Below are 23,711 nucleotides of genomic sequence, written 5' to 3'. Positions count from 1 at the left end.
GCGCCGTGATAGCGGGTGATCTCGAACAGGATATCCGAGGCATCACAGATCAGGCGCAAGGTCTGGTCAGGCTCTGTCAGCAGGCCGTGTTCGCGGCCCAGAGACATCAGGATCGCGGGCATTTGGCTGAGGTGGGTGCCGGTCCGGGTGTCGGCCAGGAGGGGCGGCGCCATGAAGGGGTGCGGCTGGTTCGCCACATCCCGGCTTTTCAGCTCTGCCACCGCGTCGAAGCCGGGCTCTTCCCATTTCTGGCCGGAATAGGCCAGCACGTAGCGGATGAAGTGGCCCCGGAAGGGGATCGGCCAGTAGTAGAGCTGGTAGCGCGCTGCCATAGCCTCAGCCTTTCAGTTTCATGGCGATGTTCTTGGTCTGAACATAGTTCCACAGCGCCTCGCGGCCCTTTTCGCGGCCATAACCGGATTTGCCGTAGCCGCCAAAGGGCGTTTCGACGCCGCCTGCGTACCATTCGTTCACGAAGACCTGGCCCGCGCGGATCTGGCGGGCGCAGCGGGTGGCGCGGTCCAGGTCGCGGGTGAAGACGCCGCCGACCAGACCGTATTCAGTGCTGTTGGCGATCCCGATGGCCTCGGCGTCGGAGCGGAACTTGAGGACCGAGAGGACGGGGCCGAAAATTTCCTCGCTGGCGATGCTGTCCGACGGGGTGATGCCGGAGACCACGGTCGGAGCCAGGAAGGCGCCCGCGTTGCCGACGGGCGCGCCGCCGGTGGCGATGGTGGCGCCGTCGGCCTGGGCCTGCTGGACATTGCCCAAGGCACGGTCGCGCTGGGGCATGGAGACCATGGCCCCCATGTTGGCGCCGAACCCGGACCGGTCGATGCCGGGGCCAACGCTCAGGCTTTGGGCCACGTTCACCGCGCGCTCGACCAGCTCGTCATGGCGGCTTTCGTGCACGATCACCCGGCTCATGGCGCTGCAGACCTGACCCGCATTGAAGTAGATGCCCCAGCGGATGTCGTTCTCGAATGCGTCGAGGTCGGCGTCCTCATGCACGATGGCGGCGGATTTGCCGCCGAGCTCGAGCACGCAAGGCACCACATTCTGCGCCGCCGCGGTGGCGATGCGGATGCCGGTGGGGACGGAGCCGGTGAAGACGATCTGGTTCACCTGCGGATGGCCTGCCAGCGCCGCGCCGGCTTCATGCCCGTAACCGCAGAGCACGTTGACCGCACCGGCCGGGAAACCCGCGGCCTCCGCCGCGCGGGCGAGCCAGGCGTTGGTGAGCGGCGTAAGCTCTGGCGTCTTGATCACGCAGGCGTTGCCGGTGGCGAGCGCCGCCGACAGCGAACGCGCGGTCATCTCCACCGGGTAGTTCCAGGGGATGATCTGGGCGGAGACGCCCATCGGCTCGTTTTCCGTCCAGTCGAAATAGCCGCCGCCCAGCGGAATCGAGCGGCCCTCCACCGTGCTGGCCTGGTTGCCGTAGTATTCGAAATAGAGCGCGGCACCCTCGATCTCGATCCGGGATTCCCAGAGAGGCTTGCCCTGCTCCAGGGTCAGGACACGGGCGATTTCGTCGATATTGTCGAGCAGGTAGCGGCCCATCGCCTGCACCATGCGGCCCCGCGCAATCGGGCGCAGGGCTGAAAGCTCGCCGGACAGGTGCACACGGCGGGCGGCCTGCACAGCGCGGTCCACGTCGGCGGCATCAGCCAGCGCGTGGCGGGCCAGAAGCTCGCCATTGGCCGGGTCGGTGACATCGATCCACCCTGCCCCGCCGGGCACCCAGGCGCCGTCGATATAGTTCAGCCATTCGGCATCAAGCTGTGTCATAGTCCGTTAGTTCCCTGCTTCCTGTAGGTCGCGGTCTGCCGCTTCGCGCATCCATTTCTGAAGATGCAGGATGGAATGTTCCGAGTTCACTCCGCAAGAGGGATCAACCACCAGGGGCCCGGGAACATAACCGCGGCTTTTCAGGCCGCGCTGAACCGACTCCACCAGGTGAATATCTTCCTCCACCGTGGTGGCCCGGTCTTGCACCGCCATCCGGCGCACGGTTTCATTGTCCTCGCCGCGGATCGAGTACCATCCGCGCCAGACCACCACGTGATCGGCATCCACAGCGCGCCAGTGGTAGGTGTTCAAGAGGTTGCCGGGATAGACCTGGAACGAGAACATCGGCCACAGGAACCAGCTGGAGTATTTCTCGTTGTTCTCGAAGCCGGAGTTGATGTCATAGGTCATCTGGTCCAGCGAATTGCACTCGGTGGTGTGGCGCAGGCAGAAGCCCTGGGGCTGGATGTCGTAGGTTTCCGGCTTGATCACCCCGGTGGAGAAGGTCGGGTGGTTGAGGCTGCAATGGTAGCATTCGGAGTAGTTCTCGACCGAGACCTTCCAGTTGCAGTCTTCTGGGATCTCCACCCATTCCAGTGGCTTCAGGTCACCCCAGTTGGGGACAAAGCTTTCCAGCTCGCCGCGCACGCCCGGAAACCAGTCGTCCATCGGTTTGGCTTCGGGGTCGAGGTTCACGAAAATGAAGCCCAGGAAGACCTCGGTGCGGACCTCGGTCAGGCAGACCTTGGACTTGTCGAACCCCTGCACCGATTTCAGGTTCGGCCCGGCGCGCAGCTGGCCGGTCAGCTCATAGGTCCATGCGTGGTAGGGGCAGACCACCACCCGCGTGGTGCCCTCGCCCGAGACCAGCTGGTGGGCGCGGTGCTGGCAGACATTATAGAAGGTGCGGATCTCTCCATCGCGCCCCTTGATGCTGAACAGGCTTTCCCCCGCCATCTCGAAAGCGAAATAGTCGCCGGGGTTTTCCAGCTGGCTGGCGTGGCCGGCAAACTGCCAGGTGCGGGCCAGCAGACCCTTGCGCTCAGCTTCGAAGATGGCCGGGTCGGTATAATACCGCGCCTCCAGGGAATGGGTCAGAGGGGCGTTCATTCAGGTTCCTCCGCATAAAGGCCCAGCTGGTGCCTGCGTTTGTGAAATTTCTCCACCCGCTCGACGATTTCCTCGCTGGAGACCGCGATCACAAAGGAGAGCAGTGTTTCCAGCAGGGCGATGGTCGAGACGGATGACGGGAAGAATTGCGGCGTGTCCGCCGCGACGACAAAACCGTGATCCGCGTTCAGGACCACGGGGCTGGCGGGGCTGTCGGAGATGCCGACAATGGTGACGCCCTGTTCGCGCGCGATGCGGATCGCCTCGATCACTTCGGTGCGGTAGGGCTTGCAGGTCATGGCGATCAGCACATCCTGGCTGTCGGCCCAGGCAAGGTCATCCACGGCGGTGGACCCTGGCCGCGGGATGGCGTGGAACTGCTTCATGCCGGTGGAGGCGAGATAGGTGAAGTTGCGGGCGTTGGCATTGTTGACGCCGACCCCAAGGGTAAAGACCTGCCGGGACTGCCAGATCGCTTGCGCTGCGGCCTCCAGCCCGTCCGCGTCGATACCCGCAAAGGTCTCCTCGATATTGCGGATCGCTGCCCCCACCATATCGGCATAAAGCCCGCCCAGCTCGCCGGACTTGCCGATATCCTGCAGCCAGCGCGCCCGGTCAGGGAAGGACACCCCGCCCCGGCAAATCGCTTCCCGGAAGGGGGCGCGGAAATCCTCATACCCTTCAAAGCCCACCTGCCGCGCCATGCGGACAAAGGTATTGGGCTTCACATTCGCCGCCTCGGCAATCTCGCGCACGGTGGAGACCCCGACATCCGCAGGGTTTTCCAGTACATAGCGGGCCGCCTTCTGGGCCTCGGGGGTCAGCGCATCCCACTCGTCGGTGAGGCGCTCCAAAACGGTTGTTGATACATTTGTGCCATTCATGATTGACGATGGTACAAATATGGAATTAGCCTGTCGAGCAGAAAAGCAACTCTGCAATCAGGAACGGCGAAATGGCTCAGAAGGAATTCCCGGCACAGGCCCGTGTGGTCATCGTGGGCGGCGGCGTGATGGGGGTGGGCCTGGCCTATCACCTGGCGCATGAGGGCTGGGGCCCAGAAGTGGTTCTCTTGGAGAAGGCCGAGCTGACTTCCGGCTCGACCTGGCACGCGGCCGGGCAGATCACCCATTCCACCAGCTCGTTCGGGCTGGGCAAATGCGTGGACTACAACATCGGCCTCTATTCCGGGAAGCTGGAGGAAGAGACCGGCCAGGCGGTGACCTGGCACGGCTGCGGCTCGTTCCGGTTGGCCTATACAGAGGATGAGATGGACTGGCTCCGCCACACCCTCTCAGTTGGCCGCAGTCTGGGGTTCAATATCGAGCTGGTCGGCCCGGAGAAGGTTGCCGAACTGCACCCGTTTTATAACCTCGAAGGGGTTCTGGGCGCGCTCTACACACCCGATGACGGCCACGTCGACCCGACCAACGTGACCATGGCGATGGCCGCAGGCGCCCGTCAGCTGGGCGCGCGCATCATCCGCCACTGCCGCGCCACAAACATCACCCAGGCCGAAAACGGCGAATGGATCGTCGAGTCGGAAAAGGGCACCATCCGCTGCGAGCATGTCGTGAACGCCGGCGGCACCTATGCCCGCCAGATGGGCGAATGGTCGGGTTTGCAGCTGCCGATGACCTCGATGACCCACCACTATTTCGTGACTGAGCCGGTGCCTGAGTTCGAGGCACTGGACAAGGAATTGCCGGTGATCCGCGACGACAAGAAGGTCTCGGGCTACATCCGCATGGAGCAGAAGCGCGGCCTGATCGGGATCTACGAGAAGGAAGGCAGCAACTCGGTCTGGCACGACCACTGCCCCTGGGAATACGAGAACTGGCTGTTCGATGCCGACTATGACCGGGTGATGCCGTGGCTGGAGGAAAGCCTGAACCGGATGCCGATCTTTGCCGAGCTGGGGATCCAGCGCGAAGTGCATGGCGCGATCTCGCATCCGCCGGACGGCAACCCGCTGATCGGCCCGGCGCCGGGCGTCAAGAACTACTGGTGCTGCTGCGGCACACAGATCGGCATCGGCTGGGGCCCGGGCCTGACCCGCGAGCTGGCGCGCTGGATGGTGCATGGCGCCGCGGACATTTCGATGCGCGAGTACGACCCGCGCCGTTTCGGCTCTTATGCCACCAAGGACTGGCAGGTGACCAAGGCGCATGAGGATTACAAGCTGCGCCACGAGATCCCCTTCCCGCATTTCAACCGGCTGGCAGGCCGCCCGATCAAGCCGTCGCCGCTTTATAAGCGGCTGAAGGAGAAAGGCGCGGTTTATGAGGAGGTTTACGGCCACGAGCGCCCCCGCTGGTTTGCCAAAAACGGTGTGGAGCAGCGCGACCACTACTCCTTCAAGCGCAATGTGGTGCATGACATGGTCGGCACTGAGGTGAAGGCCGTGCGCGAGGGCGTGGGCATCATGGACATCTCCGCCTTTACCAAGGTCGAGGTCTCCGGCCCCGGCGCCGCGGCGCTGCTGGACCGGCTAACCGCCAACCGCCTGCCGCAGAAAGCGGGCGGCATTGCCCTCACCCACATGCTGAACCGCCGCGGCCGGATCGAGCTGGAAACCACCGTGGTGAAACTGGCAGAGGACAGCTACTACCTGGTCTGCGCTGCCTTCTTTGAACAGCGGCTGCTGGACCACCTGAACCAGAAGCTCGCGGGCGAAGAGGTGGAGATCACAACCCTCTCCACCGATTGGGCCGCCCTTGCTCTCAACGGCCCGAAAGCCCGCGAGGTCCTGGGCGCCTGCACCGATGCGGATCTGACAAACGCCGGCTTCAAATGGCTGACGGCGCAGCAGATCGAGGTCGCGGGCCACAAGCTCTGGGCCTTCCGGATGTCCTACGCCGGGGAACTCGGCTGGGAACTGCACATCCCGCGCGGCAGCGCCCTGGCGGTCTATGACGCGCTTTGGTCGGCGGGCGAGGCGCATGGCATTGCCGACTACGGCTCCTTCGCCATGAACGCGATGCGGATGGAAAAAGGCTTCAAGGGCGCAGGCGAACTCACCAACGAAGTGACGCTGGCCGAAGCGGACGTGCTGCGCTTTGCCCGCATGGACAAGGACTACCTCGGAAAGGATAAGACGCTGAACGACGCGGATAAGCCTTGGGTCTGCGCTTATCTGGAGATCGAACCGGACAGCATTGAGGACGGCCACGGCGGCGAGGCTGTCATGCTGGAGGGCAAGGTTGTGGGCTCCACCGCCTCGGTCGCTTATGGCCATACCGTCGGCAAGATCCTGGCCTTTGCCTATGTCAAGCCGCACGCCAATGTGCCGGGCACGGAGATCGAGGTGGTGATCGCAGGCAAGCCGCGCCAAGGCCGGATCCTGGGCGCCCCCGCCTATGACCCCGAAAGCCTGCTGCCCCGCACCGACGCCGCACTCGCCCCGGCGGAATAAACAAAACCCGGCTCTCCCTTTCATCTTTCCAGAAATACTCCGGGGGAGCCGAAGGCGGGGGCAGCGCCCCCTCCCCCATAGCGAAAAGGGAAACGCGAACAATGACCCTGCCCGAGACCATGAAGGCGATGGTGCTGACCGGCCACGGCGATCTGGACAAATACGAGTGGCATCAGGATTGGCCGGTGCCGCGGCCCGGCCCGATGGAGGCGCTGATCAAGGTCGGCGCCTGCGGGCTGAACAACACCGATGTGAACACCCGCTCCGGCTGGTATTCCAAGACAGTCGAGGACGCCACCACCGGCGGCGCCTTTGATGAGGTCGGGAAGGAAGACCCGACCTGGGGCGGCCGCCCCCTCACCTTCCCGCGCATTCAGGGCGCGGATGCGGTTGGCGTAGTAGTAGCCGTGGGGGATGGCGCTGACCCCGCCCTGATCGGCAAGCGCGTCATGGCCGGCGGCTGGGTGCGCGACTGGGACGATCCGGAGAACAAGGACAAGGCCGGCTATTTCGGCTCCGAGTGCGATGGCGGCTTTGCCGAATACACCAAGGCAGACGTGCGCGGCGTGGCAGTTGTCGAAAGCCCCCTCAGCGATGCGGAGCTGGCGACCTTCTCCTGCTCTTATGTCACTGCCGAGGGGATGCTGAGCCGCGCGCACGCAGGTGCTGGTGACACGGTGCTGATCCCCGGCGCCTCCGGCGGGGTCGGCGGCGCGCTGATCCAACTGGCAAAACGGCGCGGCGCGCGGGTGATCGCGATGGCGTCTGAGGCCAAACACGCAGAAGTGGCGGAGCTTGGTCCCGACCTGATCCTGCCGCGCGCGCCGGAGAACCTGCGGGCCGCCCTTGGCAACGAGAAAGTTACCGTGGTCGCCGATGTGGTCGGCGGCGCGCAATGGCCCAAGCTGATCGACGTGCTGGAGCGCGGCGGCCGCTACACCTGCTCGGGCGCGATTGCCGGGCCGATGGTGGAGCTGGATCTTCGCACCTTCTATCTGCGCGATCTGACCTTTACCGGCTCCACCGTGACACCGCATCATAACTTCACGGATGTGGTCTCCTGTATCGAGAAGGGCGAGATCAGGCCGGTGCTGGCGGCGGCTTACCCGCTGGAGCAGCTGAAGGAAGCGCAGGCTGCCTTCATCGCCAAGAAGCACACCGGAAACATTGTGGTGATCCCATGAGCAAACACCTGTTCGATCAGGCGCTGGAGGCCGCCAAGGCATTCCATACCGCCCTGCCCGCAGTGGCGGACTTCCAGCCCTGGCCGGATGACATCACCTGGGCCGGACGCGAGGGGCATCAAGTACCCGGTGCAGCACTGGCGCAATCCGATCCGGGTTTTGCTGCCGAGGGCATCCCGGCCGAAGCCGAGGTCCGCGCCCTGCAGCAGGCGATCATGGCGCTGGCGCCGCATGCGGAGTGGCGCCTTACCTATACTGAGGAGGAGGTCGGCCACAACTTCCTGCAGAGGTACGGCTGGTTTGAGCTGGTGGGACCCACCGGCCATTTCCACTCGCTGCAGTGCCGGATGACCATCGGCTACTGGGGACCGGGGCTCGACTACCCCTGGCACCAGCACGGGCCGGAGGAGCTCTATACCATCCTCTCCGGCAGTGCCGATTTCATGGCCAAGGGCGAAGAAGTGCGCCGCCTGGTGCCGGGCGATACCAAGATGCACGGGCCAAACCAGCCCCATGCCATGATTACCAACGAGCATCCGATCCTCTGCTTTGTCTTCTGGCGCGGCGCGGGGCTTGCCGATGATCCGGCGATGTCCCCGGGCTGAAGACCAGGAGCGCCACTCATGAAGATCACCCGTATCCGTGTGTTCCAGACCGGTCTGCCGTATGTCGGCGGAGCCTACGTCTGGGGAGCAGGCAACACCATTGAAACTGCTACAGCCTCGGTTGTGGTGATCGACACCGATGCCGGCCTGCAAGGCTGCGGTGAGTTCACCCCCTGCGGCGAGAACTACATAGTGGCGCATTCCGAAGGTGTGCCGGCGCTGGCGCGTCTGGTGGCGCCTGTGCTGATCAGCGAGGACCCGCGGGACGTCGCCCGGATCGAACAGATCATGGACCACCTCGTGCAGGGTCATGGTTACGCCAAGGGCCCGTTTGATGCTGCCTGCTGGGACATTCTGGGCCAGTCGCTGGATGCTCCGCTATGGCGGCTCTGGGGCGGCAAGCTGACCGATGGCGCGCCGATGTACCGGGTGGCGCCGCAGAAGGGCACCGAGGAAACCATCGCCGAGATGGACCGTTACCGGGCGCAAGGCTACCGCCAGTTCCAGGTCAAGGTGGGCGGCGACTGGGCCTCGGATATCGAGCGCATCCGCGCCACCGTGCCGCTGCTGAAGCCTGGTGAGAAGGCAATGGCTGATGCCAATCAGGGCTGGCGGGTCGACAATGCGCTGCGGGTGGCGCGGGCGACCAGGGACCTTGACTACACTCTGGAACAGCCCTGCAGGACCTACGAGGAATGCCAGCAGGTGCGGATGCGCACCGACCTGCCGATGAAACTGGATGAATGCGTGACCGGCATGCACGCCGCCCAGCGCATCGTTGCCGATCACGGCGCCGATCTGGTCTGCCTCAAGATCTCCAACCTCGGCGGTATCTCCAAGGCGCGCCGGGTGCGGGACTATCTGGTCGGGAACCGCTTGCCTGTGGTGGCCGAGGACACCTGGGGCGGCGAGATCGCCAGCGCGACGCTGGCGCATTTCGCGGCCACCACTCCGGCGGAATACCTGCACAACACCACCGACCTGATGAACTACAACACCCGCTCCACCGGCATCGGCGGCGCCTGGGCCGAGAACGGCAAGCTCTACGCGCCGGACACACCAGGGCTGGGCGTTACCCCGGATTTCGAAAGCCTTGGTGCACCTGTCGCCGAGTTTGGAGGCACCGCATGAAAATCACCCGCATCACCGTCTACCAGCTCGATATGCCGCTGACCGAGCCCTACTGCCTGTCGGGCGGGCGGCTGAAGTTCGAGAAGCTCGAAAGCACATTTGTGCGCATCGACACGGATGAGGGCCTCTCCGGCTGGGGTGAAGGCTGTCCCTGGGGGCATACATACTTGCCCGCGCATGGGCCGGGGATCCGAGCCGGTATCGAGACGCTGGCGCCCGCCCTGATCGGGCTGGACCCGCGCAGCCTGGATCATGTGAACCGGGTGATGGATGTGCAGCTGCCGGGGCACCCTTATGTGAAATCACCCATCGACATGGCCTGCTGGGACATTCTGGGCAAAGCCTCCGGTCTGCCCCTGTGGCAGCTGCTGGGCGGGGCCGAAGCGACGCCGGTGCTGGTGAACTCCTCCATCTCAACCGGAACTCCGGAGGAGATGCTGGCGCTGATCTCCCGTGCAGCGCAGAAAGGCTACACCGTGCATTCGGCCAAGGTCGGCGGCACCGACACCGGCCTCGACATCGAGCGGATCGAGGCGATCTCCGGCGGGTTGCCCAAGGGGCACAAGGTGACCTTTGACGTGAACCGGGCCTGGCAACCGGCAGTGGCGGTTGAGGTCTTGAACTCGGTCAAGGCGCGCGATTGGGTGGAGCAGCCCTGCGAGACGCTGGACCAATGCGCCCATGTGGCAGCGCGCGTGTCCAACCCGATCATGCTGGACGAGTGCCTGCATACCTTCGGCGACCATCTGCAGGCTTGGAAAAGCGGCGCCTGCGAGGGCGTGAAGGTGAAGCCCAACCGCGTTGGCGGGCTGACCAAGGCCCGGCAGATCCGCGACTTTGGCGTTTCCGTGGGCTGGCAGATGCATATCGAGGATGTGGGCGGCTCGGCGCTGGCGGATACCGCGGCGATCCATCTGGCGGCCTCAACGCCTGAGGCAAACCGGCTGGCGAGCTGGCTGTGCCACTATCATCTGGATGCAGATCCGGTTCCCGGTCAGGGCGCGCGGAATGACCGGGGCATTGCGGTGCCGCCCTCCCTGCCCGGCCTTGGTGTGTCTCCTGAAGACGGCGCGCTCGGGGAGCCAGTCGCGGTTTGGCAGTGATAGCGGCAATGACGGGAGAGGTATCATGAAGATCACGCGGATTTCATTGTGGCATGTGCCGCTGACCAGCCACACCGCCTATCACATGGCCGAGGGCAAGACCTGCGGCACGGTCGAAAGCGTTGTGCTGGCGCTGGACACCGATACCGGGCTCACCGGCTGGGGCGAGGTCTGCCCGATACCGCATTACCTGCCCGCCTATGCCCGCGGCGTGGTGCCGGCGGTGGAGGAATTGGCACCAGTGCTGCTGGGGATTGATCCGGTAGGGCCGGAGGCGGTGATGGCCAAGCTCGACCACTGGCTGCAAGGGCACCCATATGCCAAGTCCGCCATCGACATTGCGCTGTGGGATCTGACCGCACAGGCGGCGAACCTGCCGCTGCATGCGCTGCTGGGCGGGCAGAGGCAGGCGGATTTGCCGCTTTATCATTCGATCACCTGCGTCGCGCCGGAGGAGATGGCGCGCATTGCCCGCGAGGCGCAGGAGACGGGGATTGCCCAGTTTCAGGTCAAGCTGGGTGCGGACCGCGACTGGCAGGCGGACGCGGCGCGGCTGCGGCGGGTGCGGGAGGCGGTCGGGGACGGTCCGCTGGTCTATGGCGACTGGAACTGCGGCGCGACCTCGCTGGATGCGTCACGGGTGGGCCGGGCCGTGGCGGATCTGGACATCATGCTGGAGCAGCCCTGCGCCACCATCGAGGATTGCGCGCGGGTGCGGGCTGCCTGCGGGCTGCCGATGAAACTGGATGAGAACGCGCATGACACGGCATCTCTGCTGGCGGGCCACGCTGCCGGGGTGATGGATGCCGTGGCCATCAAGCTGTCGAAATTCGGCGGCCTGTCGGCGTCGCGCCGGGCGCGCGACCTGTGCCTGCATCTGGGCGCCAGGATGTGCATCGAGGACACCTGGGGCTCTGACATCACCACCGCGGCGCTGCTGCACCTGGGCGCATCCACCGATCCGCTGCGCGTTTTGAACGTCTGCGATCTGTCCCATTACGTCAGCCCTCGGCTGGCGCCGGAAGGACCGGAACGCCGCAATGGCCGCATCGCGCCGCCCGAAGGCCCCGGGCTTGGCGTGCGGCCTGACCGGGAGGCCTTGGGTGCTCCCGCAGCTGTGATCGGCTGATTTTTGACTTTCTGGTCAAAATACTCCCTACAATGGGCAACCCGCCCGCAACAGGACAAGAGACATGGAAAAGATCCTCACCCAGGCTGAATGGATTGACCGCGCCCGCGCGGTGCTGCCCGCGGGCGGCTTCGGCAACTTTGATCCCGGGATCGTCATCCGCGAGGGCAAGGGCTCCCGCGTGTGGGACGAAGACGGCAAGGAATACATCGACTACCTCATCGGCTCCGGCCCGATGATGCTGGGCCACGGGCATCCGGAGGTGATGGAGGCGGTGCTGGAGCAGCTGCCCAAGGGCATGACATTCTTTGCCAACAACGCCCGCGGGATCGAGCTGGCCGAGGAGATCTGCCGCGCGGTGCCTTGCGGCGAGCAGCTGCGCTACGTCTCCACTGGCGGCGAAGCGGATATGTATGCGATCCGCCTGGCCCGCGCCTTTACCGGGCGCACCAAGATCGTGAAGTTCGAGGGCGGCTATCACGGCATGTCGGCTGAGGCGCAGATGAGCCTGGCGCCCTCAGTCCGTGTGAACTTCCCGCAGGCGGTGCCTGACAGTGCGGGCATTCCGCCGTCGGTGGCGGCCGAGGTGCTGGTCGCGCCGTTCAACGACTTTGAATACATCAAGCAGCTGATGGCGGAGCATGGGCACGAGATTGCCGCCATCATTGCCGAGCCGCTGCAGCGCATCGTGCCGCCGCTGCCGGGCTTCCTGGAGCTGTTGCGCGAAGAGACACAGAAGCACGGCAGCCTGCTGATCTTTGACGAGGTGGTGACCGGATTCCGTTTTGCCTATGGCGGCGCGCAGGAACTGTACGGCGTGACCCCGGACCTGGCGACCCTGGGCAAGGTGATCGGCGGCGGCTTCCCCCTGGCGGCCATCGCGGGGCGCGCCGATATCATGCGGCATTTCGACAAGGCGCAGGTCGGGGCTGAGGGCTGGCTGATGCAGCTAGGCACACTGTCGGGCAATCCGGTGGCCGCTGTTGCGGGCCTCAAGACCATGGAGGTGCTGCGCCGCGACGGGGCTTATGACCAGTTGAACGGCACCGGCAAGCGGCTGATGCAGGCGACCAGTGCTGCGCTGGAAGAAGCCGGGGTGCCGTTCCAGATCGTCGGTGAGCCGTCGCTGTTCGAGGTGGTGTTTACCGGTGCCAAGGTGCGGGACTACCGCGATACGCAGGCAGGCGATGCGGAACGCACCAGGCGCTATAACGCGGTGCTGCGCGAGGAAGGCATCTTCAAATCGCCGGGCAAGACCTACCCGAGCCTGGCGCTGACGGAAGAGGACCTGCAGCAGACCGAAGCGGCAATCCGCAAGGCTGCCATGGCGCTGGACTGAAAGCACGCGCCGCTGAAGTCCTGAACCGGCGCTGCGGTGGAGCTGGCAAAGAAAAGGCGGGCCAATGGCCCGCCTTTTTGCTCCTGCTGCCGGGATCAGCCTTTGGCAGCGGTGACAATGAATTCGACCAGCAGATCCTCGCGGGCCAGCTTGGCCTCGCCGCAGGCACGCGCAGGGGCCTGGCCTTCGGGCACCCAGGCGTCCCAGACCGCATTCATCTCGGCAAAGTCCTTCATGTCAGCGAGCCAGATTACTGTTTGCAGGATGCGGGTCTTGTCGCTGCCTGCCTCGGCCAGCAGCGCCTCGATCTTGTCCAGGCAATCCTTGGTCTGCTGCTCCACACTGGCACCGGCGGTGCCGACCTGGCCGGCCAGATAGATGGTATCGCCATGGGTGACGATCTGGCTCATGCGCTGGCCGGTGTGTTTGCGGGTGATCTCGGACATGGGTGCCTCGCTCTTGAAATGTCAGAAAATCCTGCGCCTTGCTTAGCTCTGCCTCTGTGCCGCGGCAAGGACGCGGTTGCAGCAGATCATTGCGACAGAAGCCAGTCCCCGCCGGAGGGGCAGAACTTGCGGCGCACCTGTTTGGCATCCTGGCTGTCCTTGAGGTAGGCCTGATGCTGGAGCAGAAGGCAATCGCCTTCCTTGCCGGCCACGCGGACCTCTCCATTCGCGCCGCTGTCCGGGTTGCTCCACTTGGCCCTCTGGCCGCTGCCGCCCTCAGCCAGCAGTGCCTGCTCAGCTTTGCGCATGAGGTTGGTGTCCTGCGGCGTCAGCCCGGACTTGGCCAGAATACGGCTGAGCGGGTTGGCCGCGGCGGGCGCTGCAACAAGCGCTGCAACTGCGGCGGCGGTCAGAATTCGGGAAAATCGCATTTGAGTACTCCTGCCTGAAAGGAACCGGCCCGGCGCGCTGCCCTGCGGCGGGCCGCACCCAGACCAGTAAGGCGCAAGCCGCCGTCAAAGTCCATGCGGCAGGTCAGTTCAGGCCGGATCAGGAGAACTTGCGGAACAGCCGGGTCATGTCGAACAGCTCGTCCAGCCTGTCATAACGGTCCTTGGTCTTGTCCCAGCTCTCCTCTTGGGTGGCGGCGATCATCGCCTCCAGGAGCATCATGGTGGAGATGTTGGAGTCCCAGGCGGAGGGGATTTCGACCCAGCAGTTGAAGGTGTGTTCGGCGACCGAGGCGATGGGGCTGGCCCATTGGTCGGTGATCAGGACAATCTTCACCCCGCGTTCCGAGGCCAGCTCTGCCAGCCGCTGCAGGTTGGTCTCATAGCGGCGCACGTCGAACATCAGGAGCGTGTCGCCTTCGACCATGTCCAGCACGTAATGCGGCCATGTGGCGGAGGAGGAGGTCATATGGGTGACCCGCTGCCGGATCGCCTGGAAGTGGGTGAAGGCATAATCCGCCAGCGCCCGGGTGATGCGGCCGCCGACGACATAAAGCCGCCCCTCGGTATTGGCGAGCTGATGCACGGCGGCGTCGAACTGTGCCGAGTCGATGTTGGAAAACGTCTGCTGCAGGTTGTCAGTGACCGCCTGTGCAAATCTGTTCAGCAGATGGCCCTCGGGCGCCTCGGTCGCCCAGTTGTCGCGCCGCTTGGTGGGGCCGGAGACCTTGGCCTCCAGTTCTTTCAGCAGCGCCTGATGGAACTGCGGATAGCCCTTGAAACCCAATTTCTGCACCATCCGGGCCACCGTCGGCGTGGAGACCTCGGCATTTCCGGCCACGATGGTGATCGATGCTAGACCTGCCGCAGGATAGTTCTCCAGCAGAAGGTTCGCGAATTTGCGCTCGGACTGGGTAAGCGAGGAATAATTCTCGCGGATCAACTCGCGAACTGTGGCGGGCGGTTTGGACAACGGCGCTTCCCTGCGTTTGAACGGACACTTTCCTACCCGGATCCGGCCTGAAAAGAAAGTTTCAGGAATTCCTGTCCGAAACCGGTCATGAAAAGATATTGACACAAATATCTCTTCATGGAAACATTTTTCCAAATCGCAGGGAGACAGCAGATGCGAGAGAGCGATTCTCACGCTTTGGGAGAAACAGTCGAGGTGGTGAACCGTGAGGGCACCAGCCCGGTCCTGCTGCTGTGCGAACATGCCTCCAGCAACATTCCCGGCCGCTATAACGGGCTGGGGCTGCGCGATGAGGACCGGCTGAGCCATGCAGCGTGGGACCCAGGCGCGCGGGCGGTGGCCTTGCACATGTCCAAGGCGCTGGATGCAACGCTGGTGGCCAGCCGGGTGTCGCGGCTGGTCTACGACTGCAACCGCCCGCCCGAGGCGGCCAGCGCCATGCCGGAGAAATCCGAGCTGGTCGCGGTGCCGGGCAATTTCGGGCTGAGTGATGAAGAGCGCCAGGAACGCGTGGACACGGTCTATGTGCCGTTTTGCGAAACCGTAACGGACGTGATCAAGGCGCGGAAAAATGCCGGGCTGAGGACCTTTCTGGTCACCATGCACAGTTTCACTCCCGTCTATTTCGGCAAGCCGCGGGATGTCGAAATCGGCATCCTGCACGATGACGACAGCCGGCTGGCGGACGCGATGCTGGAACAGGCCTCTGCCCTGCCGCACCGCCGGGTGGAGCGCAATGAGCCCTATGGACCGGCAGACGGCGTCACCCATTCGCTGAAGCTGCACGGGCTGTCGCACGGGCTGGCCAATGTGATGATCGAAATCCGTAACGACCTGGTGGCGACGCCGGAACAAGAAGAGGCCATGGCAGAAGAAATGCTGACATTGCTGCGCCCGGCCCTGGCCGCGCTGACGGCTGAGGGAGGGCCTGATGCCTAGAATAATCCGGGCCTATGTCCGCGGCATCGACGCGATGAACCGCTTCATCGGACGCTTTGCCATGTACCTGATCTTTGCCCTCATCGGGGTGCTGCTTTGGTCGTCGGTCTCAAAGACCTTCTTTAACCCGTCGCTCTGGACGCTGGAGACCGCGCAGTTTGTGATGGTCGCCTATTACGTTCTGGGCGGCCCCTATTCGATCCAGCTGGGGTCAAACGTCCGGATGGACCTGTTTTACGGCGCCTGGTCGACGAAAACCAAGGCAATGGTCGATGCCTTCACGGTGCTGTTCCTGATCACCTATCTGGTGATCCTGATGTATGGGGCGCTCAGCTCCACGGCCTACTCACTTGGCTATTTCGGGCTGGAGCCGCTGGAGTTCTTCTGGGACCTCCTGACAACTCTGGTGACCGAAGGTCCCGCCGCCGCCGGTGAGAAGATCGGCTATCTGGAGCGCAGCTCCACCGCCTGGCGGCCGTTCCTGTGGCCCGTCAAAACCATCCTCTGCTTCGGCGTCTTCCTGATGCTGCTGCAATGCCTTGCCGAACTGTTCCGGGATATCGGACGCCTGCGCGGAGTTGAAATCTGATGTCCTACGAATGGATTGCGATCGTCATGTTTGCCGGCATGATGCTGATGCTGATGACCGGCCAGCGGGTGTTTGGCGCCATCGGCTTTGTCGGAGCGGTTGCGGGCATGCTGCTGTGGGGCACCGGCGGGGTGGAGATCCCGTTCTCTGCCGCAATGAAGCTGATGAAGTGGTATCCGCTGCTGACCCTGCCGATGTTCATCTTCATGGGTTATGTGCTGTCGGAATCGAAGATTGCCGATGACCTTTACAGGATGTTCCACGTGTGGATGGGTCCTGTGAAGGGCGGCTTGGCGATCGGCACCATCGGCCTGATGGTTCTGATTTCGGCGATGAACGGACTGTCAGTCGCGGGCATGGCCATTGGCGCCACAATTGCGCTGCCGGAACTCTTGCGCCGCGGCTATGACAAGATCCTGGTGACCGGCACCATTCAGGCGGGCTCCTCGCTGGGCATTCTGGTGCCGCCTTCCGTTGTGCTGGTGCTTTACGCGATGATCGCGCGCCAGCCGGTCGGGCAGCTTTGGCTTGCCGGCGTTATCCCCGGTCTGCTGATGGCCACCATGTTCATCATCTACATCTACGTCCGCGCCCGCATGCAGCCGCATCTTGGCCCTGCCATGCACGACGAGGATCTGGCGGAATACGAGCAGATCACCGACCACCCGCTGCGTCTGAACTACATCGTGCTAGGCGCGCTGGTTCTGGTGCCGCTTCTGATCCTGACCGGCGCGATGGAGACCAAGCCCGCGCTTGGCGTGGCGCTGGCCCTGGGCGCACTGTCCTTCCTGACCCGCAAGAATGCGCTGTTCTACAAAGATGTGTTCATGAAGGAGAAGTACCGCCTGCTGTTCTCCGGCGTGCTGCCGCTGGCGATCTTCGCTGCAATGATGGTGCCCTTTGTGAACGGCTGGACCTCGCTGGTGGAAAGTTCCGCGATCGGCGCCATGACCGCCTTCCTCGCCGCGGTGCTGAAGGGGCGGATGAACAAGGAGGTATTCGAAACCTCGGTGCGCTCGACCCTCGGCATCTCCTGCATGTTCATGTGGATCATCCTGGCGGCGCTGGCCTTTGGTGCGATCTTTGACGGGCTGGGCGCGGTCAAGGCGATCGAGGACCTGTTCACCACCAAGCTGGGCCTCAGCCCGTGGATGATCCTGATCCTGATGCAGCTGAGCTTTATCGTGATGGGCACCTTCCTGGATGACACCGCGATGCTGGTGATCGTGGCGCCGCTTTATGTGCCGCTGGTGGGGGCGCTTGGCTTTGACCTGATCTGGTACGGGGTTCTGTACACCATCACCACCCAGATCGCCTATATGACGCCGCCGTTCGGCTACAACCTGTTCCTGATGCGCGCGATGGCGCCGCCGGAGATCGGGCTGAAGGACATCTATGTCTCGATCATCCCCTTTGCCGCGGTGATGGTGCTGGCGCTGGCCCTGATCATGATGTTCCCGCAAATCGCCCTGTGGCTGCCGGAGTATGTCTATGGAAAATAAGACCATGCTGCAGGCGCTGGGGCCGGACATCTGGATCGTGGACGGACCAGAAATCCAGTTCTACAAGATCCCCTTCCAGACCCGGATGACCGTCATCCGCCTGGAGAACGGCGACCTGTTCCTGCACTCCCCGATCCGGTACAGCAAGGAACTGGCCGCAGAACTGGAGGCGCTGGGGCGCATCCGCCATCTGGTGTCCCCCAACTGGATTCACTACGCCTATATCGCAGAGTGGGCTGCAGCCTATCCGGAGGCCATCGCCTGGGCTTCGCCCAACGTGCGCGAGCGGGCCAAAAGCCAGGGCGTGGAGGTTCAGTTCGACCGCGACCTGGAGGACAGCGCGCCGCAGGACTGGGCGGCGGAGCTGGACCAGATGATTGTGCATGGAAGCAGGGCGCATACCGAAGTCGTCTTTTTCCACAAACGCTCCAAGGTGCTGGTGCTGACGGACCTGATCGAGAACATGCCCAGCAAGACGTTGCCGTTCTGGGTGCGGCCCCTGGCCTGGGCGGCAGGCATCCTGGCCCCCAATGGCAAGATGCCCATCGACATCTGGTTTTCCTTCGCAGGCAATCGGGACAAGCTGCGCAAAGCGCTTGCCCGGATGCTGGAATGGAAACCCGAAACCGTCGTGCTCGCGCACGGCGACATCCTTCGTGAGAATGCACCGCAACGGCTCCGCGAAGGCTTCAGGAACCTGGCGCCCTGCGGGCACAGGCATTGATTTAAGTTCAACAGAGGAGAGGAAGATATGACAACAAGACGCAAGTTTTTGCAAAGCGCCGGTGTCGGTGCCATGGCGGCACCGCTGGCTACCCCGGCGCTGGCCCAGTCCACCATCAAGTGGCGGATGCAGACCTATGCAGGTGCTGCGCTGGCCGAACACGTGGTGAAACCCGCCATCGACATGTTCAACAAGATCGCCGGCGACCGGATGCAGATCGAGCTTTACTATGCCGACCAGCTGGTGCCTACCGGCGAGCTGTTCCGCGCCATGCAGCGCGGCACCATCGACGCGGTGCAGTCCGACGATGACTCGATGGCCTCGCCCACCGAGGTCACCGTGTTCGGCGGCTACTTCCCGTTTGCCTCGCGCTATTCGCTGGATGTGCCGGTGCTGTTCAACCAGTACGGCCTGAACGAGATCTGGGACGCGGAATACTCCAAGGTCGGCGTCAAGCACATCTCGGCCGGTGCCTGGGACCCCTGCCACTTTGCCACCAAGGACCCGATCAACTCGCTGGCTGACCTGAAGGGCAAGCGCGTCTTCACCTTCCCCACCGCGGGCCGTTTCCTGGCGCAGTTCGGCGTGGTGCCGGTCACCCTGCCCTGGGAAGACATCGAGGTCGCGGTGCAGACCGGCGAGCTGGACGGCATCGCATGGTCGGGCATCACCGAAGACTACACCGTCGGCTGGGCCGATGTGACCGACTACTTCTTGACCAACAACATCTCTGGCGCCTGGGCGGGCTCGTTCTTTGCCAACCAGGGCCGCTGGAACGAACTGCCGGAAGACCTGCAGACCCTGTTCCGCGTCTGCTGCGACCAGTCGCATTATTACCGCCAGTGGTGGTACTGGGGCGGCGAAGCGTCCCTTCGCGTGAACGGCGACAAGATGAAGCTGACCACCATTCCCGACAACGAATGGCAGCAGGTCGAAGACGCAGCCGTGAAGTTCTGGGATGAAATCGCCGCCGAGTCCGAGACCAAGGCGAAGGTTGTGGAGATCTTCAAGAAGTATAACGCTGACATGCAGAAGGCCGGCCGCCCCTACCGCTACGGCTGAGGCTTCGGCTGAAACACGGGATTTGGCCTGCGCCGCAGCGGGCCAAATTCCTTACTCAAGGAATTTGCCAAAACTTTTGAGGAAAAGTTTTGCGCGCAACAGACAAAGGGCCGCTCATGCTCTCCTTCGACACTCTTAAGGACCAGGTTGCCGATGGCACCGTTGACACCGTTCTGGTCTGCCTTGTGGACATGCAGGGCCGCCTGATGGGCAAGCGCTTCCACGCCAAGCATTTCGTGAATGGCGCCTGGGAGGAAACCCATTGCTGCAACTACCTGCTGGCCACCGACCTGGCGATGGCGACGCCGGACGGCTACGCCTCGACCAGCTGGGAACGGGGCTATGGCGATTATGTGATGAAGCCCGACCTTTCGACCCTGCGCCCGGTGCCCTGGCTTGAGGGCACTGTGATGGTGCTGTGCGATGTGCTGGATCATCATACCCACGAGGAAGTCTCCCACTCCCCCCGGGCGATCCTGAAGAAGCAGGTGAACCGTCTCAAGGCGATGGGCTATGACGCCATGTGCGCCACTGAACTGGAATTTTTCCTGTTCGAGCAGAGCTTTGACGAGATCCGCAAATCGGGCTTCCGCGACCTGGCGCCGATCTCCGGCTACAATGAGGATTACAGCATCCTGCAGACCACCCGCGAGGAACACGTGATGCGCCCTATCCGCAATCACCTGTGGGATGCGGGCCTGCCGATCGAGAACTCCAAGGGCGAGGCGGAGACCGGCCAGGAGGAGCTGAACATCAAATACGCCGCGGCGATGGACACGGCGGAGTACCACACCATCGCCAAGCACGCGGTGAAGGAAATCGCCGAACAACAGGGCCACGCGGTGACCTTCCTGCCGAAGTGGAGCCACGACAAGGTCGGCTCCTCCTCCCATGTGCATCAGTCGCTGTGGCAGGACGGCAAGCCCGCGTTCTTTGACGAGAGCGACGAGCTGGGCATGTCGCCCCTGATGAAGAACTACATGGCCGGCCTGCTTAAATACGCGCCCGACTACACCGCTTTCATGGCGCCCTATATCAACAGCTACAAGCGCTTCATGAAGGGCACCTTCGCGCCCACGCGCATCATCTGGTCGGTGGACAACCGCACCGCGGGCTACCGGCTGTGCGGCGACGGGACAAAGGCAATCCGTGTGGAGTGCCGCATTCCGGGCTCCGACATGAACCCCTATCTGGCGATGGCGGGCATGCTGGCGTCGGGTATTGCCGGCATTGAGGAAGGCCTGGAGCTTCAAGCGCCCGCCAAGGGCGATGTCTACCAGGGCGACACCGGCATGATCCCCTCGACTTTGCGCGATGCGGCAGCGGCGCTGAAAGGTTCGGAGATGCTGCGCAAGGCGATGGGCGATGACGTGGTGGACCACTACGCGCGCGCCGCGGAAGTGGAGATCGAGGATTTCGACCGGGTGGTCACCGATTACGAGATCGCCCGCGGGTTCGAGCGGGCGTGATCCGGAAGCGCCGGGGGCCTGCCCCCGGACCCCGGAGTATTTTTTTGAAAGATGAAAAGGGCTTTGCCCTTTCCTGAATGGAGTGAATGGCGATGGGCCAGACCCTGAAGTGTATCTCGCCGGTCGACGGATCGGTCTTTGCAGAGCGCGAAGTGCTGTCGCGCGAGGACGCCTTTGCAGCAGCGGAACGCGCCCGGGCGGCGCAGCCCGCCTGGGCGGCACGGCCGTTGCAGGAGCGCATTGATCTGGTAATGGCGGGCGTGGCCGCTGTTGGCGCGATGAATGACGAGATCGTGCCGGAGCTAGCCCATATGATGGGCCGCCCGGTGCGCTATGGCGGTGAATTCGGCGGCTTTAACGAGCGCGCCAGCCACATGGCGAAGATCGCAGCGGAGTCGCTGGCGGATATCGAAGTGGGCGACGACGCCACCTTCAAGCGCTACATCAAGCGCATTCCGCATGGTGTGGTCTTTGTCGTGGCGCCCTGGAACTACCCCTATATGACCGCGGTCAACACCGTCGCGCCTGCGCTGATTGCCGGCAACACCGTGGTGCTGAAGCATGCAACCCAGACGCTTCTGGTTGGCGAGCGCATGGCGCAAGCCTTCCATTCCGCGGGCGTGCCGGAGGACGTGTTCCAGAATGTCTTCCTGGATCACGATACCACCTCGGAACTGATCGCAAACCGCGCATTCGACTTCGTCAACTTCACCGGCTCGGTTGGCGGCGGCCAGGCGATGGAGCGCGCCGCAGCGGGTACCTTCACCGGCGTCGGCACCGAACTGGGCGGCAAGGATCCTGGTTATGTGATGGAAGACGCCGATCTGGACGCGGCGGTGGACACGCTGATCGACGGTGCCATGTTCAACTCTGGCCAGTGCTGCTGCGGGATCGAGCGGATTTACGTGCATGAGAGCCTCTATGACGCCTTCCTGGAGAAGGCCGTTGCCATCGTGAAGGGCTACAAGCTGGGCAATCCGCTGGATGCGGAGACCACCATCGGGCCGATGGCCAATGTGCGCTTTGCCAATGAGGTGCGCGGCCAGATTGCCGAGGCGGTTGAGGCCGGTGCAGTGGCCCATATCGGTACCTTTGCCGAGGATGACGGCGGTGCCTATCTGACGCCGCAGATCCTGACCAATGTCACCCACGATATGCGGGTGATGCGCGAGGAAAGCTTTGGCCCCGTCGTTGGCATCATGAAGGTGTCCTCCGATGAGGAGGCCATCGCTCTGATGAACGACAGCGACTTCGGCCTCACCGCCTCGCTCTGGACTGCTGACGTGGAGCGGGCGCAAGCCGTGGGCGATCAAATCGAAACCGGCACCGTCTTCATGAACCGCGCCGACTACTTGGATCCGGGCCTGTGCTGGACCGGCTGCAAAGACACCGGCCGCGGCGGCGGCCTGTCGGTCATCGGTTATCATAATCTGACCCGTCCGAAGTCTTATCACCTGAAGAAAGTGACCGGCTAAGGGCGGCCCCGCCCGCCCCGGCGTCTCCTCCCCGGGGCGGGCCACTTGCATCAAAGGAAAACGAAATGTCTCTCGTTGGAAACTGGTCCTACCCGACCGCAATCAAATTCGGCGCTGGCCGGATCAAGGAACTGGCCGATGCTTGTGCGGCAGCCGGCATCAAGAAACCGCTGCTGGTCACCGACAAGGGGCTGGCCGATCTGCCGGTCACGCAGGGCACGCTCGATATTATGGAAGCCGCCGGACTGGGCCGCGGGATCTTCTCCGAGGTCGACCCGAACCCGAATGAGAAGAACCTGGACGCCGGTGTTGCCGCTTATAAGGCGGGCGGCCATGACGGGGTGATCGCCTTCGGTGGCGGCTCCGGCCTGGACCTGGGCAAGATGGTCGCCTTCATGGCGGGCCAGACCCGGCCTGTGTGGGACTTCGAGGACATCGGCGACTGGTGGACCCGCGCCGATGCCGACGCCATCGCGCCGATCATCGCCGTGCCGACCACTGCAGGCACCGGCTCAGAAGTGGGCCGCGCCTCGGTGATCACCAACTCTGTCACCCATCAAAAGAAAATCATCTTCCACCCCAAAGTGCTGCCCGCAGTGGTGATCTGCGATCCCGAGCTGACCGTCGGCATGCCCAAGTTCATCACCGCGGGCACCGGTTTGGACGCCTTTGCCCATTGCGTCGAGGCGTACTCCTCGCCGCATTACCACCCGATGTCCCAAGGTATCGCGCTGGAAGGCATGCGTTTGGTCAAGGACTACCTGCCGCGTGCCTATGCTGATGGCACCGATATCGAAGCCCGTTCGCAGATGATGTCGGCAGCCGCAATGGGCGCCACCGCCTTCCAGAAGGGCCTTGGCGCAATCCACGCCATGAGCCACCCGATCGGCGCCCATTTTAACACCCACCACGGAACAACCAACGCAGTCTGCATGCCCGCCGTGCTGGAGTTCAACGCCTCCGCGATTTCGGATCGTTTCGACATGGCAGCGGCGTATCTGGGTATTGAGGGCGGCTTCGACGGGTTCCGCAGCTTTGTGCAGGAACTGAACGACTCGCTGGGCATCCCGCGCGGGCTGTCGGACCTGGGTGTGACCGAGGGTGCAATCCCGGAGCTGGTCAAGGGTGCGATCATCGACCCGTCCTGCGGCGGCAACCCGATTGAGCTGACCGAGGACAACCTCGCCCAGCTGTTCCAGGCTGCAATGTAAGAAAACGCCTTTTGCCAGGCTTCAGCGCTCCCCGCCACGCGGGGAGCGCTTTGTCATTCCGGCAC

The 23,711-nt window shown here is 63.6% G+C and carries 22 protein-coding genes (1 of these 22 only partly in view); 15 read left to right on the top strand and 7 right to left on the bottom strand.

From position 1 onward, the window contains the following. The 4 genes in view from ACXAED_RS13035 to ACXAED_RS13020 are tightly spaced (at most 6 nt apart) and all read right to left on the bottom strand, a layout consistent with a single transcriptional unit that may run on beyond the window. Positions 1-332, bottom strand: partial view of a glutathione S-transferase gene (locus tag ACXAED_RS13035; protein ID WP_475050410.1) — the beginning only. The gene continues 373 nt to the left of window position 1, outside the view; 332 of the gene's 705 nt are visible here — the first part of the coding sequence; it begins with the start codon at positions 330-332; its stop codon lies beyond the left edge, outside the window. Positions 333-336: 4 nt separating this feature from the next. Continuing rightward, positions 337-1,791 (bottom strand): aldehyde dehydrogenase family protein, encoded by a 1,455-nt coding sequence (locus ACXAED_RS13030; protein WP_475050407.1) that lies wholly within the window; start codon positions 1,789-1,791, stop codon positions 337-339. A gap of 6 nt (positions 1,792-1,797) precedes the next feature. Beyond that, the gene (locus tag ACXAED_RS13025) at positions 1,798-2,901 is read right to left on the bottom strand and encodes an aromatic ring-hydroxylating oxygenase subunit alpha (RefSeq protein ID WP_475050406.1); all 1,104 of its coding nucleotides are present in this window, start codon (positions 2,899-2,901) and stop codon (positions 1,798-1,800) included. Further along, positions 2,898-3,785 (bottom strand): MurR/RpiR family transcriptional regulator, encoded by an 888-nt coding sequence (locus tag ACXAED_RS13020; protein WP_475050403.1) that lies wholly within the window; start codon positions 3,783-3,785, stop codon positions 2,898-2,900. The genes ACXAED_RS13025 and ACXAED_RS13020 overlap by 4 nt, the downstream gene beginning before the upstream one ends. A 71-nt stretch (positions 3,786-3,856) precedes the next feature. On the opposite strand from ACXAED_RS13020, the gene ACXAED_RS13015 reads away from it, so the two are divergent. The 7 genes from ACXAED_RS13015 (at position 3,857) to ACXAED_RS12985 (ending at position 12,807) form a co-directional block, all read left to right on the top strand. Beyond that, positions 3,857-6,316 carry an FAD-dependent oxidoreductase gene (locus ACXAED_RS13015; protein ID WP_475050401.1) on the top strand — a complete coding sequence of 820 codons (2,460 nt, stop codon included), beginning with the start codon at positions 3,857-3,859 and terminating at the stop codon, positions 6,314-6,316. A 101-nt stretch (positions 6,317-6,417) separates the two neighbouring features. Next, positions 6,418-7,500, top strand: coding sequence for a zinc-binding dehydrogenase (locus ACXAED_RS13010; protein ID WP_475050399.1), 1,083 nt, complete (start codon positions 6,418-6,420; stop codon positions 7,498-7,500). Further along, positions 7,497-8,105 carry a dimethylsulfonioproprionate lyase family protein gene (locus ACXAED_RS13005; RefSeq protein ID WP_475050397.1) on the top strand — a complete coding sequence of 203 codons (609 nt, stop codon included), beginning with the start codon at positions 7,497-7,499 and terminating at the stop codon, positions 8,103-8,105. The genes ACXAED_RS13010 and ACXAED_RS13005 overlap by 4 nt, the downstream gene beginning before the upstream one ends. A gap of 18 nt (positions 8,106-8,123) precedes the next feature. Then, positions 8,124-9,236, top strand: coding sequence for a mandelate racemase/muconate lactonizing enzyme family protein (locus ACXAED_RS13000; RefSeq protein ID WP_475050395.1), 1,113 nt, complete (start codon positions 8,124-8,126; stop codon positions 9,234-9,236). Further along, positions 9,233-10,339 (top strand): mandelate racemase/muconate lactonizing enzyme family protein, encoded by a 1,107-nt coding sequence (locus ACXAED_RS12995; RefSeq protein WP_475050393.1) that lies wholly within the window; start codon positions 9,233-9,235, stop codon positions 10,337-10,339. The genes ACXAED_RS13000 and ACXAED_RS12995 overlap by 4 nt, the downstream gene beginning before the upstream one ends. A gap of 25 nt (positions 10,340-10,364) precedes the next feature. Further along, complete coding sequence (locus tag ACXAED_RS12990; RefSeq protein WP_475050390.1) at positions 10,365-11,468, top strand: mandelate racemase/muconate lactonizing enzyme family protein; 1,104 nt, start codon at positions 10,365-10,367, stop codon at positions 11,466-11,468. Positions 11,469-11,532: 64 nt separating this feature from the next. Then, the gene (locus tag ACXAED_RS12985) at positions 11,533-12,807 is read left to right on the top strand and encodes an aspartate aminotransferase family protein (protein ID WP_475050388.1); all 1,275 of its coding nucleotides are present in this window, start codon (positions 11,533-11,535) and stop codon (positions 12,805-12,807) included. 95 nt (positions 12,808-12,902) lie between these two features. Here ACXAED_RS12985 and ACXAED_RS12980 read toward each other — a convergent pair whose 3' ends face one another. The 3 genes from ACXAED_RS12980 to ACXAED_RS12970 all read right to left on the bottom strand — a co-directional run bounded on the left by ACXAED_RS12980 (position 12,903) and on the right by ACXAED_RS12970 (position 14,675). After that, complete coding sequence (locus tag ACXAED_RS12980; protein ID WP_475050385.1) at positions 12,903-13,253, bottom strand: RidA family protein; 351 nt, start codon at positions 13,251-13,253, stop codon at positions 12,903-12,905. Positions 13,254-13,339: 86 nt separating this feature from the next. Further along, the gene (locus ACXAED_RS12975) at positions 13,340-13,684 is read right to left on the bottom strand and encodes a hypothetical protein (RefSeq protein ID WP_475050384.1); all 345 of its coding nucleotides are present in this window, start codon (positions 13,682-13,684) and stop codon (positions 13,340-13,342) included. 118 nt (positions 13,685-13,802) lie between these two features. Continuing rightward, positions 13,803-14,675, bottom strand: coding sequence for a MurR/RpiR family transcriptional regulator (locus tag ACXAED_RS12970; protein WP_475050381.1), 873 nt, complete (start codon positions 14,673-14,675; stop codon positions 13,803-13,805). 153 nt (positions 14,676-14,828) lie between these two features. Between ACXAED_RS12970 and ACXAED_RS12965 the strand changes: the two genes are divergently transcribed. From ACXAED_RS12965 to ACXAED_RS12930, 8 genes are all read left to right on the top strand, one after another. Then, complete coding sequence (locus ACXAED_RS12965; protein ID WP_475050380.1) at positions 14,829-15,614, top strand: N-formylglutamate amidohydrolase; 786 nt, start codon at positions 14,829-14,831, stop codon at positions 15,612-15,614. After that, on the top strand, positions 15,607-16,203 hold the full coding sequence (locus ACXAED_RS12960; protein WP_475050378.1) for a TRAP transporter small permease subunit: 597 nt from the start codon (positions 15,607-15,609) through the stop codon (positions 16,201-16,203). The genes ACXAED_RS12965 and ACXAED_RS12960 overlap by 8 nt, the downstream gene beginning before the upstream one ends. Further along, positions 16,203-17,705, top strand: coding sequence for a TRAP transporter large permease (locus ACXAED_RS12955; protein WP_475050377.1), 1,503 nt, complete (start codon positions 16,203-16,205; stop codon positions 17,703-17,705). The genes ACXAED_RS12960 and ACXAED_RS12955 overlap by 1 nt, the downstream gene beginning before the upstream one ends. Next, positions 17,695-18,429 (top strand): DUF4336 domain-containing protein, encoded by a 735-nt coding sequence (locus ACXAED_RS12950; RefSeq protein WP_475050376.1) that lies wholly within the window; start codon positions 17,695-17,697, stop codon positions 18,427-18,429. Before ACXAED_RS12955 ends, ACXAED_RS12950 begins: the two co-directional genes overlap by 11 nt. Positions 18,430-18,456: 27 nt before the next feature. Then, positions 18,457-19,491 carry a TRAP transporter substrate-binding protein gene (locus ACXAED_RS12945; protein ID WP_039181977.1) on the top strand — a complete coding sequence of 345 codons (1,035 nt, stop codon included), beginning with the start codon at positions 18,457-18,459 and terminating at the stop codon, positions 19,489-19,491. A 116-nt stretch (positions 19,492-19,607) separates the two neighbouring features. After that, positions 19,608-20,960 carry a glutamine synthetase family protein gene (locus tag ACXAED_RS12940; RefSeq protein ID WP_475050373.1) on the top strand — a complete coding sequence of 451 codons (1,353 nt, stop codon included), beginning with the start codon at positions 19,608-19,610 and terminating at the stop codon, positions 20,958-20,960. Positions 20,961-21,052: 92 nt separating this feature from the next. Beyond that, complete coding sequence (locus ACXAED_RS12935; protein WP_475050370.1) at positions 21,053-22,435, top strand: aldehyde dehydrogenase family protein; 1,383 nt, start codon at positions 21,053-21,055, stop codon at positions 22,433-22,435. 65 nt (positions 22,436-22,500) lie between these two features. Next, positions 22,501-23,646: an iron-containing alcohol dehydrogenase gene (locus tag ACXAED_RS12930; protein ID WP_475050368.1), complete on the top strand. Its 1,146-nt coding sequence runs from the start codon at positions 22,501-22,503 to the stop codon at positions 23,644-23,646. Positions 23,647-23,711: the final 65 nt, after the last annotated feature.

The sequence above is a fragment of the Leisingera sp. ABM4_103 genome (assembly GCF_056158685.1).
Note: the sequence above shows the minus strand (reverse complement) of the source record. Positions and strands in the feature narration are given on the sequence as shown.

Coding starts and splice junctions, on each gene's coding strand:
- ACXAED_RS12950 (WP_475050376.1), top strand. CDS start 17,695: ATGGAAAATAAGACCATGCTGCAGGCGCTGGGGCCGGACATCTGGATC.
- ACXAED_RS12930 (WP_475050368.1), top strand. CDS start 22,501: ATGTCTCTCGTTGGAAACTGGTCCTACCCGACCGCAATCAAATTCGGC.
- ACXAED_RS12955 (WP_475050377.1), top strand. CDS start 16,203: ATGTCCTACGAATGGATTGCGATCGTCATGTTTGCCGGCATGATGCTG.
- ACXAED_RS13005 (WP_475050397.1), top strand. CDS start 7,497: ATGAGCAAACACCTGTTCGATCAGGCGCTGGAGGCCGCCAAGGCATTC.
- ACXAED_RS12960 (WP_475050378.1), top strand. CDS start 15,607: ATGCCTAGAATAATCCGGGCCTATGTCCGCGGCATCGACGCGATGAAC.
- ACXAED_RS13010 (WP_475050399.1), top strand. CDS start 6,418: ATGACCCTGCCCGAGACCATGAAGGCGATGGTGCTGACCGGCCACGGC.
- ACXAED_RS13020 (WP_475050403.1), bottom strand. CDS start 3,785: ATGAATGGCACAAATGTATCAACAACCGTTTTGGAGCGCCTCACCGAC.
- ACXAED_RS12995 (WP_475050393.1), top strand. CDS start 9,233: ATGAAAATCACCCGCATCACCGTCTACCAGCTCGATATGCCGCTGACC.
- ACXAED_RS12965 (WP_475050380.1), top strand. CDS start 14,829: ATGCGAGAGAGCGATTCTCACGCTTTGGGAGAAACAGTCGAGGTGGTG.
- ACXAED_RS13025 (WP_475050406.1), bottom strand. CDS start 2,901: ATGAACGCCCCTCTGACCCATTCCCTGGAGGCGCGGTATTATACCGAC.
- ACXAED_RS12990 (WP_475050390.1), top strand. CDS start 10,365: ATGAAGATCACGCGGATTTCATTGTGGCATGTGCCGCTGACCAGCCAC.
- ACXAED_RS12980 (WP_475050385.1), bottom strand. CDS start 13,253: ATGTCCGAGATCACCCGCAAACACACCGGCCAGCGCATGAGCCAGATC.
- ACXAED_RS13030 (WP_475050407.1), bottom strand. CDS start 1,791: ATGACACAGCTTGATGCCGAATGGCTGAACTATATCGACGGCGCCTGG.
- ACXAED_RS12975 (WP_475050384.1), bottom strand. CDS start 13,684: ATGCGATTTTCCCGAATTCTGACCGCCGCCGCAGTTGCAGCGCTTGTT.
- ACXAED_RS12945 (WP_039181977.1), top strand. CDS start 18,457: ATGACAACAAGACGCAAGTTTTTGCAAAGCGCCGGTGTCGGTGCCATG.
- ACXAED_RS12935 (WP_475050370.1), top strand. CDS start 21,053: ATGGGCCAGACCCTGAAGTGTATCTCGCCGGTCGACGGATCGGTCTTT.
- ACXAED_RS13015 (WP_475050401.1), top strand. CDS start 3,857: ATGGCTCAGAAGGAATTCCCGGCACAGGCCCGTGTGGTCATCGTGGGC.
- ACXAED_RS13000 (WP_475050395.1), top strand. CDS start 8,124: ATGAAGATCACCCGTATCCGTGTGTTCCAGACCGGTCTGCCGTATGTC.
- ACXAED_RS12940 (WP_475050373.1), top strand. CDS start 19,608: ATGCTCTCCTTCGACACTCTTAAGGACCAGGTTGCCGATGGCACCGTT.
- ACXAED_RS12985 (WP_475050388.1), top strand. CDS start 11,533: ATGGAAAAGATCCTCACCCAGGCTGAATGGATTGACCGCGCCCGCGCG.